We start from the raw sequence: 17,085 nt of genomic DNA on the forward strand, positions 1-17,085 counted from the left end.
TCGAACTGCTGCGGGGCGGAGGCGGCGGTTCGTGCGACGTCGATGCAGTGGAGGAGGTCGACGTGCTCGCCTCGCTGGACACCGTGCCCGGCGGTTTCGGCCGATTGGCCGAGCGCGGCGGAATCGGCGGCGGCGTGCCCGGCGTCTGGCCCGCGTTGCGCAGCGGCGAGCGCGGCGGTGGCGTCAACGGCGCACCGGTCGAGGTCGATGTCGAGGCGGACGTCGAGGCGGTGCCTGGCAATTCGGGGGCCGACGAGCGCGCCGTGATGCGCGGCGAACCATCGCCGCGCGGGGCTTCGGTCGAGGGCGTCAGGTCCGATAACGCATGATTCGATGCGGAACGGCGCGCCGCGCCGGAATCGGTCGCCGGGGTGGAATGCTCGGTGTGTGTGCTGGAATCGGCGCCGGGTTGCGGGCCGATCCGGTTCCCCGAATTGACGTTATTGAGCATGACGAAGTCCTTTGAGTGCGCGGCGTGGTCGAACGCTGGGCCTTTTGTCATGAAAATTTAATCTTCCGATCAAACGGAAAATAATTCCATGCGAACAGGCGTCGCGTGATGCGAAGCACTCAGGGTTTCGGCTTGCTCCGTTCAGGCCACCACGGTTGCGGTGTCTCGCGAATCCGGTAGTCGTCGAGGTTCTTGCCGACGATCCATTGCGGGCGCTGGCCGCGCCCGGACCAGGTCTGCCCGGTTTCCGGGTTGTAGAACTTCGCCTGCACCGGCGTGCGCTTGGGCTTGATGAAGCCCGCCGCGCGCAGCAACTCCAGTTCGGAGATGTCGTACTCCTGGACATCCTTGGCGAGCTGTTCGAGCTTGGCCAGCTTTTCCCGTTGACGGGTTTCCTCCAGCAACTGGTTCAGTTGCCCGAGCCGTCGTTGCAACTGGCGGATGGTGGGATTGGTCATCGTGCAATGTCATGAGCAGATCATGGCGTGGCAGGCCGACCTCGCCCCACCATCGTTCGTCAGTCGCGCCGGGCCGCGGCCGGCGAGTCAGGTCATCGTGAACTCCGCCTGGGTGCCTGCCGCGACCGGGCGGACGTGTTCCCGGCGCACGGCGAGAAAAATTTCCTGAAGCAGTGCGAAGCATTCGGTGGTCACGTCCTCGCGGGCACGCCGGTTCAGCACTTCGTGATCGACGTTGTCCAGCACCAGCGCGTTGAGCCGCGGCAGGCTGCCGAGCTTGCGGCGGCTCGCGCCGAAGTGCAGGTAGAACTCGTCGAGCGCGTGATCCTTCGGGCTGAACAGCAGCCGCACGCGCACGCCCGCCGCATCGAGCCGGCGGAAGTGGCGATGCACCTGATGGCTGGAGGTGGTGGCGAACAGCCGGTCGTTCGACAGCGTCGCCAGATGGTGCTGCGCGCGCGTCATGGCGTGACGCCATAGCGTGCGGGCCGCCGGACGCAGGCTGACCTCGCCGCGCAGCACCTTGGTCCATTTGTCGGCGCGCGTCATCGAGCGCAGGTTGGCGCGCGCCGAGCCGCGCGGGTTCTGCGCCGCCTGCAGGATGGTGCAGTTCTCCGGCAGCAGGAAGCTGGCCGGATTCACGAGGATCAGCCCACGGATGCCCAGGTTCTTGCGCGCCGCGACCAGCGCCGTGTACGCCCCGGCGCAGATGCCGAAGATCACGATCTGCCGGTAGCCCTGTTCGGCCAGCCAGTCCACCCAGGCCGACAGGTCCGCCGCCATCGATTCGTACGGAATCTGGCCGGGGCCGCGTGCCTGCGCCGCGCCCGCGCTGTCGCCGATGCCGTCCGCATCGACGCGCAGCGACGCGTAGCCATGAAACACCATCTCGCGCGCCAGTTCCACGCCGAAGCGGCCGTCGCCGACATGATGGGTGGCCCCGGTGTTGGCAATCAGCAGCGCGGGCGCGGCCATGTCGCCGTGTTGCATCGGCTCGCACAGGATGCCGGCGAGCCGGCCATCGCCGGTGCGCACCGGGCGTTCGACGCCGCCCGGCACCGGCATGCCTGGGTGCAGGCGCTCGACGGTGCGGCACGACGCGACGGTGGCGGTGCCGTCGTGCCGCGACAGCCAGTCCGCCGCCGCGTTGAGCATGACCACTGGCGATTCGGTCATCCAGGGCGGGCAGAGCGTTTGTGCGTAATGGGTGAACTCGATCGATTCGACCGGCACGCCTTGCGCGCCGAGCCGTGCGGCGAGCTTGTCGCTGCCGTCGTTCTGCCCGCTGTGCGCGATCAGCACGCGGCCGGCCGACGGTCGCGGCCCGCTGGCGAGATCGTATTCGGCGATCGCGTCCAGCCCACCGGCGCAGAACAGGTGGCCGAAGATTTCGCGCGTGCCGTCCGGGGGCGGTGCTTCGTCGTCGGCGAGGCCGGCCTTGCGGCGCCAGGTTTGATGGAGGAAATTCATTTCACGCAGGAACAGCCGGGCCGACACCACGGGCGCGAACAGCGCGAGCGAATCGACCTCGACCTGCCGCGCCGCCAGCGCAGCGATCATCGCCCCGAAGCGGAACCCCGCCAGCGAAACGTGCTTGACCGCCGTGGTGTCCTTCAGCCAGTTGACGGCGTCCACCACCTCGGCCACCCAGTCGGCCGGCCGGACCCAGGCGCCGTTGTCGGTCGAGTCGCCCGTGCCCAGATAGTCGAAGCGCAACACCGTGACCCCTCTCAAGGCCAGATAGTCGGCCAACTGACGCATGGCCTGATGCAACCACATCGCTTCGTGCCCCAACGGATTGCAAAGCACGACCCCGCAGTCGCCATCGGCTTCATGCAGCCATCCGGCGTGCCCACTGAAAATGATCGGTTCCATATACTCATCGCGGTCTAATATTGGTCAAATTGGCGAAAGTCTCTCGTCATTCGAGGATCCCTCATGGTGAGCCTGGCGGAGCCCCCTTCCGCTGTCGAATGCGTCTCCCCCGTCCCGACGATATCGTCGTGCGTTCGGCATTCCTGATCGCCTTACCCTTCACGTCATTCCTCGTGCAGCCAGCATGCAATGCCGGTGCCCGGGCGTTCGGTGCGCTGGCGCACTTTGATGGGGCAGGCAGACATGCGAGCCGTCAGGAGCACGAAATATCGGGGCGGCGGCGCCTGTGTTCGCGACCGAACGGTGTGCAGTGCAGCAAGCTTTTACGTTGGCATGTACCGCGCGCCCGCCCGTTCCGGCGCACTTGCAGCGGACCGGCGCCGCGCGATTGCGCGAATCCCTCGTGAAACTGGAGCCCATCGATGAGCACACCCCTCGCATTCCAAGCTGCGCAACCTGTCCATGCGGCGGCCGCCAGCCTGCCGATCCAGCACGTGATCCTGGCGGGTGGCGCCGGCACGCGGCTGTGGCCGCTGTCGCGCGAGCAGTATCCGAAGCAGTTGCTGAAGCTGCTTGGCGAGGACTCCTTGCTGATGGCCACCGCGCGCCGCCTCGACGGCCTGCAGGCAAGCTGGCCGACCGCCGGCGAACTGTTTCTGGTGTGCGGCGAACCCCATCGCTATATCAGTGCCGAGCAATTGCGCTCGTGCAGCAAGCCGGCGCGCATCGTGCTGGAGCCGTGCGCGCGCAACACCGCGCCGGCGCTGACCGCCGCCGCGCTGGTCAGCGTGGCCAATGGCAACGACGCGATCCTGGTGGTGACGCCGGCCGACCATGCGGTGCCGGACGCCGCCGCGTTCCAGGCCGCCGTGTTGCGTGCCGCGCATTACGCGGCGAATGGTGCGATCGCAACCATCGGCGTGGTGCCGCGCCGCGTGGAGACGGGCTACGGCTATATTCGTACGGGCGTGCCGATCGGGCAGGACGGCGGCTTCGTGATCGACCGTTTCGTCGAGAAGCCGCGCCGCGAGCTGGCCGAGCAATACGTGCATTCCGGCGAATATCTGTGGAATGCCGGCGTGTTCGTGCTGCGGGCTTCGGTGTGGCTCGATGCGATCGGCATGGTGCGCCCCGATATTCTCGCGGCCTGCCGCGAGGCGCATCGCGGCAGCACGTCCGACGACGTGTTCGTGCGCCTGAACAAACAGGCATTCGATGCTTGTCCTGACGATTCGATCGACTACGCCGTGATGGAGCGGTTGGCCGAATGCGGCAACATCGCCGGCGTGGTGGTGCCGATGGATGCGCCGTGGTCCGACGTCGGATCGTGGGATGCGATCTGGGAGATCCTGCCGCGCGATGCGTCCGGCAATGTCGGGCAGGGGCGCGTGATGTTCGAGGACACCGAGAACACCTTCGCGCATTCGCAGGGCCGGCTGATCGCCTGCGTCGGGCTGCGCGACGTGGTGGTGGTCGAAACCGCCGACGCGATCCTGGTGGCCGACCGGCAGAACGCCCAGCAGATCAAGGCCGTGGTGTCGCGAATCCGCGCCGAGCGCGGCCCCGAGGCCGACAACCACCGCAAGGTGCATCGCCCGTGGGGCTATTACGATTCGATCGATTCGGGCGAGCGCTTCCAGGTCAAGCGCATCGTCGTGACGCCGGGCGAGAAGCTGTCGCTGCAAATGCATCATCATCGCGCCGAGCACTGGATCGTCGTGCGCGGCACGGCCGAGGTGACGCGCGGCGAGGACACCTTCCTGATTTCGGAGAACGAATCGACCTATATCCCGCTCGGCACCGTGCATCGCCTGGCGAACCCCGGCAAGACGCCGCTCGAAATCATCGAGGTGCAGTCGGGCACCTATCTCGGCGAGGACGACATCGTCCGCTTCGAGGACAACTACGGCCGGCTGGTCTGATTCGCCAGACGAAGCCTTCCGGCGCGGGGCGGGGCGTCCCGTCTTGCGCGGACCGGCTTGCCTCGCCTACAGGCCGTAGGTATTCAGCAGACGGTACAGCGTGGCGCGCGACACGCCCAGCTCGGCCGCCACCTCGAAATGGCGGCGGCGGTGCTTCAGCAGCGCGGCTTCGATGGTGAACTTCTCGGCGCGTTCGCGGGCTTCGGCGAGCGTCGTCGGGGCTTGCGCCGTGAACTGATCGAGGCCGAGATCGGCCGCCGAAATCAAGCGCCCGTCGGCCATCACGATCGCGCGGCGAATCCGGTTGATCAGCTCGCGCACGTTGCCCGGCCAGCCATAGCTGTACATCGCTGCGATCGCACAGGCCGTGAACCCGCGAATCTTGCGTGCACCGTCGCTGGCGAACTTCTGCAGCATGTACTGCGCGAGCAGTTCGATATCCTTGCCGCGCGCGCGCAGCGGCGGCTCGTCGATGCGCAGCACGCACAGGCGATGGAACAGGTCCTCGCGGAACTGGCCGGCGCGAATCGCCGCTTCGAGATCGACGTGGGTGGCCGAGATGATTCGCACGTCGATCGGAATCGATTCGTGCCCGCCGAGCCGCTCGATCCGGCCTTCCTGCAGGAAGCGCAGCAGGCTGGCCTGGCTTTCGAGCGGCATGTCGCCGATTTCGTCGAGAAACAGCGTGCCGCCGTGCGCCGCCTCGACGCGCCCGATCTTCTGCTTGTTCGCGCCGGTGAAGGCGCCGCGTTCATAGCCGAACAGTTCGGACTGCAGCAGATGGTGCGGAATCGCGCCGCAATTGATCGCGACGAACGGCGCCTTGCGTCGTGAGGATTGCTTGTGGATGGCGATCGCCGTCAGTTCCTTGCCGGTGCCCGATTCGCCGGAAACGAACACGGTCGCATCGGTGTTCGCAACCTTGCGAACGGTGCGGAACAGGCGCTGCATCGCCTCGCAAGTGCCGACCATCGCGCCGCCGCCGGTCTCCACTTCGACCGCCGGCTCGCTGTCGCACAGCGTCATCATGCCGTAGGCATGCGTCACCAGGTAATCGACCATGGTGCGCGTCAGCGGGCGCTTCACATAGTCGAAGCAGTACTGATGAATCAGCTTGCGAATCTCGGGATCGGCCAGCCGGGCCGAGTCCACCAGCGCGATCCAGCCGGTCTGCTTCTGGCGCAGGATCGGCTCCAGCGCGGCCAGTTCACGCGCCTTGAAGCTGTCGAGATCGACGATGCCGGCCTGCGCGACGCCCGGGTTCTCCAGGCGCTTCGCATCGGCCGAGGTGCTCGCGCAACGCACCTCCCAGTGCTGTTCCTTGAGGTAGGCCACCAGCGTGGGGTCGGGATGACGCGACAGGTACAGGCACGGGCGGGCCGAAGGCGCAGGGGCCGGTTCGTGCACTTGCGTGCCGCTCGGCAAGGATGTCGCAGTACGAAAGATCGGGGAAATCACATGATGAAATTCGTGCATGTTGTCCTCGTAAAGTAACCGCGCCCCGGTTCACGGAAGGAAGCGCTGGCAGATGCTGTCGTGCTTCGCGGCGGGTAGGCTCCCGGCGCGGCCGACGCATCCGGCGTCGGATGCTGGCGAGCGGCCGTGAAGGCCGCCTCCGGCCCCGGCTGCCGGTTGTTACGCGGGTTCGTGGCGAGGCACGTTGCCGATTCCGCCTCGGTCAGTCGGGCTGCCCCGCATCCGCCCTGGCTGAGTCGTCGATCCTCGAGGCCGACGAGAGCTGCTCCCGGAACTGCTTTCGCCAATGCGAAAGCTGACTGGGATTGATGTTGTGCCGCGCTGCCACCGTCTGCAGCGACGTGCCGGGGTCGAAGCTCTCGGCCACGATTTCCCGTTTTCGTTGTTTCGTCCAACGTCTGCGCCGCTTCGCGAGCTGATCCATTTTTCGGTCGAATATCAAGTTCAAGGGCACGGTCACAATGATTCCCAAAATTGATCGCTTCTGTTCGGTATCGCGCGCGGCAATTGAACGCGACATCGACCACGCAACACGGGCCGACGCGCGCGCAATACCTGGCAATCGGCCAGGTATTGCGCCCGTCGGACCCCTCACGATTATTTTTCGGACAAATCAGATGCCATCGAACAAAACCGCTTCATTCGGACCTCATGAAACGGTGCGCGTGATGGTAGCCCTGTCAGACGCTGGCCTGGATCTATGCGACTGGCATCGCGGTGCTGCGTCGATTGATGTGATTTAAGATAAGTCAGAAAACTGGCTTATCCATCAAGTGAAGCTGTCGACGCTATTGTTCACTAAATTCGCACGCAGCAGGGAGGACTGTAAGACTATTTAGCAGTTGCACCAAGCGGGAATATCCCGATTTTCATTTCAAGAAAACCAACATATAATGTTGCGCCTCGTTTTCGTGTAACGATTTCTTGCTGTTTGTCTCGAAACATTTCCTCGGCTTCCTGTTTGATTCCGTCTGATTGTTGATTTTTGATCGGCAATTCAATTCCAGGATGCAGGATTGTGCCGGAATGTGGCGTGAATTGGTGCAAGTCTCCGGCCATGCGTTGGTTTTCTTCAACAGGGTCGATTCACGGCGCTGCCTCCGTTCGATTTTTCGACGAATCCCGATACCGGTAGTTTTCGAAGCAGCGCGTCGCCAATCTCATGAAATACAAATCTAACGCACCTATGATTCCGTTTTTTGGCGTTTTCGATTCGAGACGATGAACCCGGGATTAATCAATTCAATGTAAAACGTTTGCGCGGTCATTTCAGGTAAAAACATCCGATTATTACTTCTTCTCGGGAACGAGATAAATTCGAGGCGAGATGGAGGGGCGGTAATTTTTATAAAGCAATTTGTTGTGCAGGCGGTACGCTTCTCGTGATTCGGTAATTCATGCCAATATTGTTTTTGGCGGCAAGCGCGTCGGTTTCGATACGGCAGGCCGTCCTTATTGCCGAATTCTTTCAGCCTGCGCCTTGCTCCACTGCGAAAGCCCGACCGCATCGCGATCGATTCGAGCCGATACCGGCGCGACCTTGCCGTGATACATCACGACGGCCGCGAGCGCGGCGGCGGCAAACAAGGTGGGATCGTGCAGCGTGAAGCCGCCGGGCTTGCCGAACAGGGTGTGGGCGAACGTGAACTGGAAGCAGGTCAGGGTGGCGACCAGCATGCCCGCCACCAGGCCGCACACCACTTCGGCGGTCGAGTGATAGCCGAGCAAGATGCGCGACGCGCCGATCGCCGTGGCCAGCAGCAGGCCGCCGGCATACGGGCCGACCACGGCGCCGCGGCGCGTGCGGTTGTCGCACAACGAGAACACGGTCGGATACACCGCACCGGCAAGCATCGCGTGGCCGCTCACCACCGTGAAATTCAGCGCCGGCACCTCGATGCCCCAGATCACATGCACCACCCGGCTGGCCGCCACCACCGACGCGCCGAGCGTCATGCCGCCGGCCCAGAACAGCGCGGCTCGCCAGGAGCGCATCATCGCCAGCCACAGCAGGATCAGCGCGGCCAGCGGAATCGTCAGATAAGGGTCGCCGAAATTCGTCACGTAACTGAGCAGGGGCATGGGGCAGATCCATTCGGGGTACGAACTGGCTTGAACAGGCAAGGGGAGTGTCGCGTCGATCTGACAGCGGCAGGAGACGAGGTCGAAGCGTGGCGCGGCGATCGCGGCAGGGCCCGCCGGCTGTGGCAAACTTGCGGCGCGGGCGAGCGTTGTCCCGCGTTCCCGGCCTTCTCCAGCCCTCGACCGCCATGCACCTCTTGATCGTCATCGTCATTACCGTTCTGGAAGTCGGCGCGATCCTCTTCGTCGTGGCGCTGTGCGTGGCGGCACGCCGCGCGGACGCGCGTACCGAGCGGATGCTGACGCGCGACGAAGTCGAGGCGCGCCAGCGCGTGGCGGAGGAGCCGCGGCGCCGGCCCTTGACCGTGACCGCCGGGCGTTGGCTGCGCCGGCTGTTCGGCGCCAGCCGGGGCTAGGCACCGGTGGGGCGGCTCGGCACGGCGCGCACCGGCAGCAGATAGCGCGGCAGCGGCCCGAGTTGCCAGAGGAACGGCCGGCTGGTGACCGTCACCGCCGTTTCCACGCCCTGCCAGTCGCGTTCCACATAGCGCCCGGGCGGCAGATCGATCGACGCCGTGCCCGGCGTGGCGCTCACCGTCCAGCCCACCGTCACCGCATCGTCTCCCGTCGCATACCGATAGACCTTCACGTCGCCATCGGCCAGCGCATTGCGCCAGGGCCGGCTGCCGAGCGTCGCCGCCAGCACCGAGGCGGCGACGAACGCGGGCTTCGGCGACATGTCGTGATGCAGCAATCCGAAGTTGTGCTCGATATTGTTCGGATCGGTGCCGTCGTCCATGAAGTCGTACCAGAACAGCACGCGGACCGAATCGGCGCGTCGCGACATCAGATAGCTGCGCACGAGGTTGCCGGCCTGGCTCGCCTCGTCTTGCCCCGGCACCTTCGGATTGACGGGCCAGCCGTATTCGGTGATCCATACCTGCAGCGGCGTGCCGTTCTTTTTCGAATATCGCGTGCCCACGGATTTCAGATAAGGCCAGGTGGTCGGGATGCTGACCGTATCGATCGGGCCACCCTTGGCCGCATAACCGCGCTCGGGCGTGTTCGGCGACATGTAGGGGTGCACGCTGAAGCCGTCCTGATAATCGAGGGCGCCGGCCTTGACCAGCTCGATCGGGCAATCGGCGCCGGGGCCGCCGCCGATGCCGCCGCCGCCGCACGCGATCACCGTCGCGGCCGGGCTCAAGGCCTTGATCGCGGGGTAGACGGCCTTCAGCAGCGCGCCGTAGGTTGCGTAGGAGATCTGATCGAACGACGGCTCGTTCCATAGCTCCCAATGCTTGACCAGGCTGCCGTAGCGCTTGACGACCTGCTCGACGTAGCCGACGAAGCGCTGGCGTGCCTCGGGGGTTTGCGGGAACGACGCCTTGCCGAACAGCGCCGGATAGGCGCGGGGGTTGCCGTAATCGAGCACCACGAGCGGCGCGATGCCCAACTGCGCGGCCTGCTTGAGATAGGCATCGTATGGCGGCGGGAAGCGGAACTGGCCCGGGGTTTTCTCGATCTCCTGCCAATAGAGTTCGTCGCGAATCCACGAAAATCCGGCTCGCTGCACCATCGGCAGCAGCACGGCCGGCGAGCCCTGCAGTTGCGCGAAGTGCGTCACCACGCCGAATCCGGGCAAGCCGGCCACGCGGCGTGTCGGCTGGAGCGTGAACGTGGTGGCCGCGCGGCCGAGCAAGGTGCCGGCGCGCGAATACAGTTCGGCCTGGGCCCGATAGAAGCCGGGCCGGGTCAGCGTGACCGGCACGCTCACCGCCCGGCCTTGCTGGTCGGGGTCGACATCCTGGAAGTAGGTGGCGGCCGGCGACGGATTGAGCCGGCCCGTGGCGTCGTACGAAAACACCAGCACCGTCAGCGTCGCGCCCAGGGCGTCGAGCGAGGCCGGCGTGAACTTCAGCGAAAATCGCTCGCCCGGCACCCCCTGCAAGGCGACCGCATCATTGGCACTGCGAAGCTGTGCCGAGGATTCGGCCGACCATCCGAGCAGCGGCGCGATAAACAGGGTGAAAAGCAGTGCGAGAAGCGGCATCGCACGCCAGGCTGCCCGCGGCGCCGGATGCATGAGCGCGAGCCTCATCGCAGCAAATGACGCGGAGGAACCGCGATCGGCGCCGGGGGTGGCCGCGAGATCAACCGCGAACGGGCCGGCGCGGCGGGGCGTTCGCGTTGCGCGCTCAGATACCGCGCAAAGCTCGGCCAATACGCGATCAAATAGGCAAGCGGCACGAACGAGGTCACGGTGGTCAGGCCGACGGTGGTGGTGATCAGCAGGCAGAGCAGGATCACGAAGCCGTCGCTGGCCGTGAACGCCAGCACGCCGAGCACCACCAGCGCGCCGAGCAGCCCCACATCGGCGAACAGGCCCGGGATTCCCGTGAACGTGACCGAGCTGATGGCGTACAGCTCGCGATTCGAGGCCAGGTAGGGCAGGTAGCCGTATTCGTCGTTGAGCTGTTGCGAGGTGACGCCCCGCACCAGGTCGGCGAAGCTCGCGTCCACCAGGAACGGATAGCCGGCAAACCGGTGCGCGAAGGTTTCCGAGCCGAAGAAGTCGTGGGCGCTCATGTACAGCGCGATCACCATCGTCACGCCGAAGAACGCGGCCAGCGAAAACAACGGCAGCATCGCGCGCAGTTGCCGCCGCATGCCGTACAGCGCGGCGAAGATCAGCAGCACGAACGAGGCCTTGGACAAGCTGATGAACAGGCCGACGCAGTACATCGCGATGATCCAGCGGTTGCGCCGCCCCTGAAACAGGTACAGCACGAACGCGGCCGACAGCAGCGAAGAGAAGAACCCGGCTTCGCGCGAGAAGCCGCTGACGCGCGCGAAATAGAGGATGGCGTAATAGTTGGCGTTGGTCTGGGTGGCCGAGTCGCCCCACAGCATCTTCGACACCTGATCGGGGCCCATCGATACCGACAGCGAATAGTCGGCGTAATACAGCACGAACTGCGCGAGCCCGAACAGGATATTGACCATCATCCACGGGTGCAGATAATCGATCCGCTTCGAAATGGTGTACATCAGGTAGCCGACACTGGCGAAGATCGAGACGATCTTCGCGGCCATCATCGGATTGGTCAGCAGGCACGCGGCCATGGCGATGCCGATCGGGATCAGCCAGCGGCGCGAGGTGGCCAGCAGGAACCGGCTGAAGCCCGGGTCGAGAAACGGCAGGAACGTGTAGAGATAGATCGTGACGCCGGACACCTGCGGATTGAAGATCACGCAGGTGAAGAACAGGTAAAACAGCATCGAAATCGACTTCGCGTACATCGAAACCTCCGGCGGGACGGCTGGACGATCGGCTGACCGAGGTCGCCACCTTAAGTCAGGTTGGGAGGCGGTTCAGTGTGCCAGCGCACTTGGGCCGGGCGGCGGGTGCAAGCTGTCATGCCTCGTCGCGCGCGGCCGACGCCGGGCGGGCGGCATCGAGCGCGGCGCGGCGCGGTGCGGCGCCGGCCGGCGAGCGGCGCGACGGCGTCAGCGCGTAGCCGGCGTCGATGCCGGCCGTCTCGACGAGCCGATAGCTCGCCCAGGCCAGCGCCAGCGCCGGAGGCACGGTCAGCACCATGTACAACCCCAGCGGGCCGCCCGTCAGGCCATTTGCTTTGCAGTACCAATAGATCAGGTAAAGCGGCACACCGTGCAGCAGATACAGCGAATAGCTGATTCGACCGATCCAGGCGAACACGCGCGCCCGGATGCGGATCACGGTGGCGAACAGCAGGAACGCGAGGATTCCGAACAGATAGCCGATCGACGCCGAAACGTGCACGAAATCGCGATGCAGCAGGTCGATGCCGGCCATCAACACGGCAATGCCGACCACGGCGGCCGTCACGGCAACAAACGCCGCGCGATACGACAGCGAAACCCTCCGCCAGAACACGCCGAAGCTCACGGCGGCGCGCGGGGTGTCGTAAGCCTGCCGGAAGCAGGCGCCCCAGAACATGATCGCCAGGTGATACAGCATGCCCTTGTATTGGCCGAGCGCATCGGCGGGAATCAGCTTCAACGCGGAACCGAGCACGAACGCGGCGCACAGGCCGAGGCAGGTCAGGCACAGCGTGCGCATCTGGTGCAGGCCGCCGAGCCAATGCAGCGCCAGGCACAGCGCGTAGAACGCCAGCTCGGTTTCGAGCGTCCAGTAATGCGACATGATGGCGTCCCAACCGAATGCGGTGGGGATCATCGACAGGTTCGCGGCCAGCCCCATCGGCGCCATTCGGTGGCCGAACAGCAGCCAATACACGGCATAGCCGATCGGCAGCGACAGCCAGAACGCCGGATACAGGCGAAACACCCGTCGGATCACGAAACGGCGCGTGCCGTCGGCCACCGAGCCGCGCAGGCTGTTGGGAATCAGCATGCCGCTGATCCCGAAGAAGATCACCACGCCGATCCGGCCGAAATTGATCGACTGCTGCATCGTGTCGAACGCGAATTGCGAGCCGGCGATGGTGCCGTACAGCTCGGCGTAGTGCGTCCACATCACGAGCAGCACGGCGATCGCGCGCATGGCGTCGACATGATCGAGACGGTGCGGGCTGGCGGCGCTGGGCATGAGGGTCGGTAGGAAAACGAAACGATTTGACGGCGCGCGCTGCCCGGCGGGCCGGCGCCGCGATGTTGCCCAAGCATGCTCGGGGCATCGTGGCGATCCATCGGTGCGCCGTCGCACATTGGCGAACGCGGGGCAGTGTGCGAGATCGTACGGTGCGCACCGGGCGCGAATTGCCTAATGCGCAGACCGACGTCAACCCCGGAGAGCCACGCCCGATGAGCCAGACGATCAAGGAGTCGCACACGCGCGCCACGGACCCGGACCTGCCGCGCGGTTCGGTCATGCGCGGCGCGGATCACGAGCTTCGCGACCGGTCGAGCCGATCCGGCCGGGGCGGGCGGTTCGCCATCAACGGCAAGTTCGCCTCGCAGCGCATGACCGGCGTGCAACGGGTGGGCTACGAACTGGCCATGGCGTTCGCGCGCCTGTTTCCGTCAGGCAGGCGCCCGGCCTTGCTGCTGCCCGCGAACGCGCAGGATGGCGTGGTGTTTCCGGCCGAGCAGATTGTGGCGGCACGCCTGAGCGGCTCGCTGTGGGAACAATTCGGACTGCCATGGGCCGTGGGCGGGCGCGTACTGTTGAGCCTGTGCAATATCGGCCCGTTGTTCGCCCGGCGGCAGGTGCTGATGGTGCACGACGTGGCCGTGTACGACCTGCCCGGGAATTACTCCTGGAAATACCGGCTCTGGTATCGCTTCGCCTACGCGATCCTGAAGCGCACCGCCCACCATATCGTGACCGTGTCGGAGTTCTCGAAGCTGCGCATCATGGCCCGGCTGAACATTCCCGCGTCGCGCATTTCGGTGGTCCACAACGGCGTGGATCATTTCGACCGGATCGTGCCCGATGCCGGCATCCTGGCGCGGCTGAACCTGCGCGCCGATCACTACGTGCTGATCGTCGGCAGCCTGTCGGTCGGCAAGAACCTGGCGCGCGTGCTGGCGGCCATCGCGCTGCTCGACGGCGGGCACGACTGGCAGTTCGTGGTGGTGGGCGGGTTCGACCTGCGGGTGTTCAACGCGAAGGAGAAAGCCGATATCTCGCTGTCGAACGACGTGGTGATGGCCGGCTTCGTGTCCGACGGCGAATTGAAGGCGCTGTACGAGCACGCCGGCTGTTTCCTGTTTCCTTCGCTCTACGAAGGTTTCGGCCTGCCGCCGCTGGAGGCCATGTCGTGCGGCTGCCCGGTGATCGCCTCGCGCGAGGCCGCGCTGCCGGAAGTGTGCGGCAACGCCGCGCTGTATTGCGACGCGCGCTCGGTCGAGGACATCGCCGCCAAGGTCGTGCAGATGATGACCGACCCCGACACCCGCGACACCTTGCGCGCACGCGGCCGCGCGCGCGCCGCCGATTTCCGTTGGGACGTGGCCGCGTGCCGGCTGCTCGAGATCGTCGAACGCGAACTGCCGGCGAGGCAGTGAGCGGCTGGCGGCCGGCAGCCGCCGGTCAGGCCGCGTCCGCCTGCTGCAACGTGCCGATCGCGTCGGCCAGCGCGTCGATGCTTTCGAACATCTCGTAGGTCAGCATCGCGTCGGGAACATGAACGTCGAATGCGCGTTCGATTTCCAGAAGCAACTGCACCGACGTCAACGACGTCAGGCCGACCGCGTAAAGGTCGGTGCGGTCGGTCACGGCGTCGACCGGCACGTCGAGGCAGTTCAGGTCGGCGATGATGTTTCGGACTACGTGCTGCGTGTTGTTCATGAAGTCACTCCATGGCGATGCCGGAACGGCAAAACAGCAGAAGGAATACCTCGTCGCGGCGCAGCCCGATCGCTCAACGCCACAGCACCCGGCGCACCGGCTCGGGCCACGCGCCGGGATCGAAGCCGTGGTGCCGGAACAGGCCCAGCGCCAGGCGCTCCAGCCCGAACCCGCAACAGCCGGTGTGGGCCGTGTCGCCGGTGGCCGTCTCGATCTTCCAGAGTTCGCCGAAGCGGTCGAGGTGGTAGTTGAAGCTGCCGCAGGCGGTGGGCTTGTCCGGGTTGATGCCGTCGACGAGCAGTTCGAACTTCAGCGCGCGTTGGCGCTGGCTGTTCGCCATGAACTTGCCGATGCGGCCGAAGAACGGATCGTTGGCCAGCTCGATCGACCAGGGCAGGCCGAGCGAGCCGATCGCCGCCTTCGCGTAGTCGATCAGGTCCTCGCGAAACGCCTGCACCTGTTCGGCGGTGCCCAGGCACACGAATTCGCGCTGCCGGAACATCAGCATCCGTTCCGGCTCGCGAGACGGTTCATGTCGGCAGCAGTACGAAAAGATATCGATCAACCGGCCGCCGGCGGGCAGCGGGCCGCGCGCGGCCATGATCGGGTAGACGGGATAGCAGGCCACCGGCGTGACGGCGAGGCGGGTGGGCTTGACGTCTTCGGTCCAGTCTTCCTGCCGGTCGAGGCAGGCCAGCAGGCGTTGATGGCGAACCTCGTCGCCGCTGAAGCAGAACACGCTGCCGATCTGATCGGGGAAATGCTTGAAATAACCGCTTTCTTCAAGAATCGTGCGGTTCATCGCGGGCGGGAAGCGCAACACTTCCACCGATTTGCCGTCGCCCCAGCGGCCGATCAACGCATTCACGCGCTCGACCACCTCCTCGAATACCGCGCTGCGGCCGTACAGGCCGTCCACGCCGGTGGAAATCAACAGGCCCGCCTCGAGCAGATCGTCGAGATAGGTCGGGGCGTCATGGTGCGGCAGTGCGCTTGCGTGGCCGGAGGAACCGGCCGGGACAGCTGACTGGGACATGGCGGACTCCTATGGAAATCGGGCATAGGTTGGCAGCCGGCGTGGCGACGAGCGTGTCGCCGCGACGCGGGCAGGTAGCGCGTGGTCCTTTTCGGTATGGGTTCGACTATCGGTCAGGCCGCGTGCGCCGTTTGTGCGGCGCCGCACGCAAGGGTTAACGCGACACCGGAATCAATCGATTTTCAGCGCCACGTCCGCCTGCTGCGAACCGGGCGCCTCGGGCGCGCGCAGCGCATCGCGCAACGCCGCGCGGATCTTGCGGGCAGCCGGCAGCGATGGCCGGGATTCGGCCGCCCCCAATACGGCGGTCAGCAGGCCGCGTTGGAATTCGGCCTTCGAAAAGCGCTCGGCATTGAGACGGCAACTCACCGGTGAGAATCGGCCGAGATTCGCCTCGAAGCGGCCGACGGCCGCCTGGATCGATTCCACCGTCTGTGCTTCGAAGAACAGGCCGGTGGGGTGGGGCTGCGTCTCGTCGATGACGGTTTCGCATGCGCCGCCCTTGCCGAACGCGATCACCGGCGTGCCGCACGCCTGCGCCTCGACCACTGAAATGCCGAAATCCTCTTCCGCCGCGAACACGAAGGCGCGCGCGCGTTGCAGGTGGTCCTTCAGGACGGCGAACGGTTGATGGCCGAGGATCGTCACGTTCGGGCCGGCCTTGGCGCGTACCTTGGCCATGTCCGGACCGTCGCCGATCACCACCAGCTGGCGGTCCGGCATCGCGGCGAACGCCTCGACGATCAGGTCCATGCGCTTGTACGGCACCATTCGCGAAACCGTCACGTAGAACGCTTCCTTTCGTGAGCACGGCTCGAACGCCTCGACGTCGACGGGCGGATGCACCACCACCGAATCGCGCCGGTAGGCCCGCTCGACACGCCGCCCGATGAACCGCGAATTGACGATGAACGTGTCGACGCCGTTCGCGGTACGCACATCCCAGATCCGCAGGTAATGCAGCACCGCGCGCGCGAGAAACGCGCGCAGCCCTTTCGTCAGGCCACTTTCGTTCAGGTACTGGTGCTGCAGATCCCACGCGTAGCGGATCGGCGAATGGATGTAGCTCACGTGCAATTGATCGGGGCCGACCAGCACGCCTTTCGCCACCGCATGCGAACTCGAAATGATCAGGTCGTAGCCGGACAGGTCGAACTGCTCGATCGCCAACGGAAACATCGGAAGGTAGCCGCGATAGCGGCGCTTCGCGAACGGCAGCTTCTGGATGAACGAGGTCTTGACCGGCTTGCCCTTCAGCAACGGGTGATCGGGCATGAAGTTGACGAGGCTGAAGAGATCGGCGTCGGGAAAGCATTCGAGAATCTGCTCGAGGACTTTTTCCGAGCCGCCGTACGTGACCAGCCAATCTTGAATCAGTGCGACCTTCATCGCCGTTCCTCCGTGATCGTTCAGTCCGCGCCAGCACGCCAGAGCCGAGTCGCGGGGATGATTCCGCAGACGCGATGCTATCGGGCGCCATGGCGTAA

General features: G+C 65.4%; 15 protein-coding genes and 1 pseudogene. 4 read left to right on the forward strand and 12 right to left on the reverse strand.

Annotation, left to right across the window (positions count from 1 at the left end):
• Window positions 1–329 (forward strand): hypothetical protein (locus ACYP33_RS16400; RefSeq protein WP_459622842.1); only part of this gene is annotated, 329 nt, incomplete at its 5' end.
• A 241-nt stretch (window positions 330–570) separates the two neighbouring features.
• On the opposite strand, the gene ACYP33_RS16405 is transcribed toward ACYP33_RS16400, so the two are convergent.
• On the reverse strand, window positions 571–909 hold the full coding sequence (locus ACYP33_RS16405) for an H-NS histone family protein (RefSeq protein WP_414445152.1): 339 nt from the start codon (window positions 907–909) through the stop codon (window positions 571–573).
• An 87-nt stretch (window positions 910–996) separates the two neighbouring features.
• Window positions 997–2,670 (reverse strand): alpha/beta fold hydrolase, encoded by a 1,674-nt coding sequence (locus ACYP33_RS16410; RefSeq protein WP_459622843.1) that lies wholly within the window; start codon window positions 2,668–2,670, stop codon window positions 997–999.
• A gap of 536 nt (window positions 2,671–3,206) precedes the next feature.
• Between ACYP33_RS16410 and ACYP33_RS16415 the strand changes: the two genes are divergently transcribed.
• Complete coding sequence (locus ACYP33_RS16415; protein WP_459622844.1) at window positions 3,207–4,706, forward strand: mannose-1-phosphate guanylyltransferase/mannose-6-phosphate isomerase; 1,500 nt, start codon at window positions 3,207–3,209, stop codon at window positions 4,704–4,706.
• 66 nt (window positions 4,707–4,772) lie between these two features.
• Here the strand turns inward: ACYP33_RS16415 and ACYP33_RS16420 are convergent, their stop codons facing one another.
• The 4 genes from ACYP33_RS16420 to ACYP33_RS16435 all read right to left on the reverse strand — a co-directional run bounded on the left by ACYP33_RS16420 (window position 4,773) and on the right by ACYP33_RS16435 (window position 8,264).
• The gene (locus ACYP33_RS16420) at window positions 4,773–6,182 is read right to left on the reverse strand and encodes a sigma-54 dependent transcriptional regulator (protein WP_459622845.1); all 1,410 of its coding nucleotides are present in this window, start codon (window positions 6,180–6,182) and stop codon (window positions 4,773–4,775) included.
• Window positions 6,183–6,384: 202 nt separating this feature from the next.
• Window positions 6,385–6,702, reverse strand: coding sequence for a transposase (locus ACYP33_RS16425; RefSeq protein WP_459622846.1), 318 nt, complete (start codon window positions 6,700–6,702; stop codon window positions 6,385–6,387).
• A 311-nt stretch (window positions 6,703–7,013) separates the two neighbouring features.
• Entirely contained in the window at window positions 7,014–7,241 is a 228-nt protein-coding gene (locus ACYP33_RS16430) for a hypothetical protein (protein ID WP_459622847.1), read from the reverse strand.
• Window positions 7,242–7,634: 393 nt separating this feature from the next.
• Complete coding sequence (locus ACYP33_RS16435) at window positions 7,635–8,264, reverse strand: phosphatase PAP2 family protein (protein ID WP_414449420.1); 630 nt, start codon at window positions 8,262–8,264, stop codon at window positions 7,635–7,637.
• Between the two features lie 188 nt (window positions 8,265–8,452).
• Between ACYP33_RS16435 and ACYP33_RS16440 the strand changes: the two genes are divergently transcribed.
• Window positions 8,453–8,680 (forward strand): hypothetical protein, encoded by a 228-nt coding sequence (locus tag ACYP33_RS16440; protein WP_459622848.1) that lies wholly within the window; start codon window positions 8,453–8,455, stop codon window positions 8,678–8,680.
• On the opposite strand, the gene ACYP33_RS16445 is transcribed toward ACYP33_RS16440, so the two are convergent.
• The 3 genes from ACYP33_RS16445 to ACYP33_RS16455 form a co-directional block, all read right to left on the reverse strand.
• Window positions 8,677–10,317, reverse strand: coding sequence for a beta-glucosidase (locus tag ACYP33_RS16445; protein WP_459622849.1), 1,641 nt, complete (start codon window positions 10,315–10,317; stop codon window positions 8,677–8,679). The genes ACYP33_RS16440 and ACYP33_RS16445 overlap by 4 nt on opposite strands.
• Before the next feature lie 44 nt (window positions 10,318–10,361).
• A complete protein-coding gene (locus ACYP33_RS16450; protein ID WP_459622850.1) occupies window positions 10,362–11,567 on the reverse strand; it encodes a hypothetical protein in 1,206 nt (401 codons plus the stop codon).
• A 115-nt stretch (window positions 11,568–11,682) separates the two neighbouring features.
• Window positions 11,683–12,858: an acyltransferase family protein gene (locus tag ACYP33_RS16455; protein WP_459622851.1), complete on the reverse strand. Its 1,176-nt coding sequence runs from the start codon at window positions 12,856–12,858 to the stop codon at window positions 11,683–11,685.
• A gap of 281 nt (window positions 12,859–13,139) precedes the next feature.
• Here ACYP33_RS16455 and ACYP33_RS16460 point away from each other — a divergent pair, with 281 nt between their 5' ends.
• A complete protein-coding gene (locus ACYP33_RS16460) occupies window positions 13,140–14,279 on the forward strand; it encodes a glycosyltransferase family 4 protein (protein WP_459623169.1) in 1,140 nt (379 codons plus the stop codon).
• 25 nt (window positions 14,280–14,304) lie between these two features.
• Here ACYP33_RS16460 and ACYP33_RS16465 read toward each other — a convergent pair whose 3' ends face one another.
• The 3 genes and pseudogenes from ACYP33_RS16465 to ACYP33_RS16475 form a co-directional block, all read right to left on the reverse strand.
• Window positions 14,305–14,562 carry an acyl carrier protein gene (locus ACYP33_RS16465; protein ID WP_459622852.1) on the reverse strand — a complete coding sequence of 86 codons (258 nt, stop codon included), beginning with the start codon at window positions 14,560–14,562 and terminating at the stop codon, window positions 14,305–14,307.
• A gap of 73 nt (window positions 14,563–14,635) precedes the next feature.
• Window positions 14,636–15,598, reverse strand: a complete 963-nt coding sequence (locus tag ACYP33_RS16470) for an amino acid--[acyl-carrier-protein] ligase (protein WP_414449414.1) — start codon at window positions 15,596–15,598, stop codon at window positions 14,636–14,638.
• 258 nt (window positions 15,599–15,856) lie between these two features.
• Window positions 15,857–17,029 (reverse strand): annotated as a pseudogene (locus ACYP33_RS16475) (glycosyltransferase family 4 protein); the annotation flags it as partial.
• Window positions 17,030–17,085 lie beyond the last annotated feature (56 nt).

Source organism: Burkholderia sp. 3C, from assembly GCF_054589155.1.

What these genes read in the sequence shown, in the direction of transcription:
- ACYP33_RS16405 (WP_414445152.1), bottom strand. Translation starts at nt 909, where the DNA reads ATGACCAATCCCACCATCCGCCAGTTGCAACGACGGCTCGGGCAACTG.
- ACYP33_RS16410 (WP_459622843.1), bottom strand. Translation starts at nt 2,670, where the DNA reads ATGCGTCAGTTGGCCGACTATCTGGCCTTGAGAGGGGTCACGGTGTTG.
- ACYP33_RS16415 (WP_459622844.1), top strand. Translation starts at nt 3,207, where the DNA reads ATGAGCACACCCCTCGCATTCCAAGCTGCGCAACCTGTCCATGCGGCG.
- ACYP33_RS16420 (WP_459622845.1), bottom strand. Translation starts at nt 6,182, where the DNA reads ATGCACGAATTTCATCATGTGATTTCCCCGATCTTTCGTACTGCGACA.
- ACYP33_RS16425 (WP_459622846.1), bottom strand. Translation starts at nt 6,702, where the DNA reads ATGTCGCGTTCAATTGCCGCGCGCGATACCGAACAGAAGCGATCAATT.
- ACYP33_RS16430 (WP_459622847.1), bottom strand. Translation starts at nt 7,241, where the DNA reads ATGGCCGGAGACTTGCACCAATTCACGCCACATTCCGGCACAATCCTG.
- ACYP33_RS16435 (WP_414449420.1), bottom strand. Translation starts at nt 8,264, where the DNA reads ATGCCCCTGCTCAGTTACGTGACGAATTTCGGCGACCCTTATCTGACG.
- ACYP33_RS16440 (WP_459622848.1), top strand. Translation starts at nt 8,453, where the DNA reads ATGCACCTCTTGATCGTCATCGTCATTACCGTTCTGGAAGTCGGCGCG.
- ACYP33_RS16445 (WP_459622849.1), bottom strand. Translation starts at nt 10,317, where the DNA reads ATGCCGCTTCTCGCACTGCTTTTCACCCTGTTTATCGCGCCGCTGCTC.
- ACYP33_RS16450 (WP_459622850.1), bottom strand. Translation starts at nt 11,567, where the DNA reads ATGTACGCGAAGTCGATTTCGATGCTGTTTTACCTGTTCTTCACCTGC.
- ACYP33_RS16455 (WP_459622851.1), bottom strand. Translation starts at nt 12,858, where the DNA reads ATGCCCAGCGCCGCCAGCCCGCACCGTCTCGATCATGTCGACGCCATG.
- ACYP33_RS16460 (WP_459623169.1), top strand. Translation starts at nt 13,140, where the DNA reads ATGCGCGGCGCGGATCACGAGCTTCGCGACCGGTCGAGCCGATCCGGC.
- ACYP33_RS16465 (WP_459622852.1), bottom strand. Translation starts at nt 14,562, where the DNA reads ATGAACAACACGCAGCACGTAGTCCGAAACATCATCGCCGACCTGAAC.
- ACYP33_RS16470 (WP_414449414.1), bottom strand. Translation starts at nt 15,598, where the DNA reads ATGTCCCAGTCAGCTGTCCCGGCCGGTTCCTCCGGCCACGCAAGCGCA.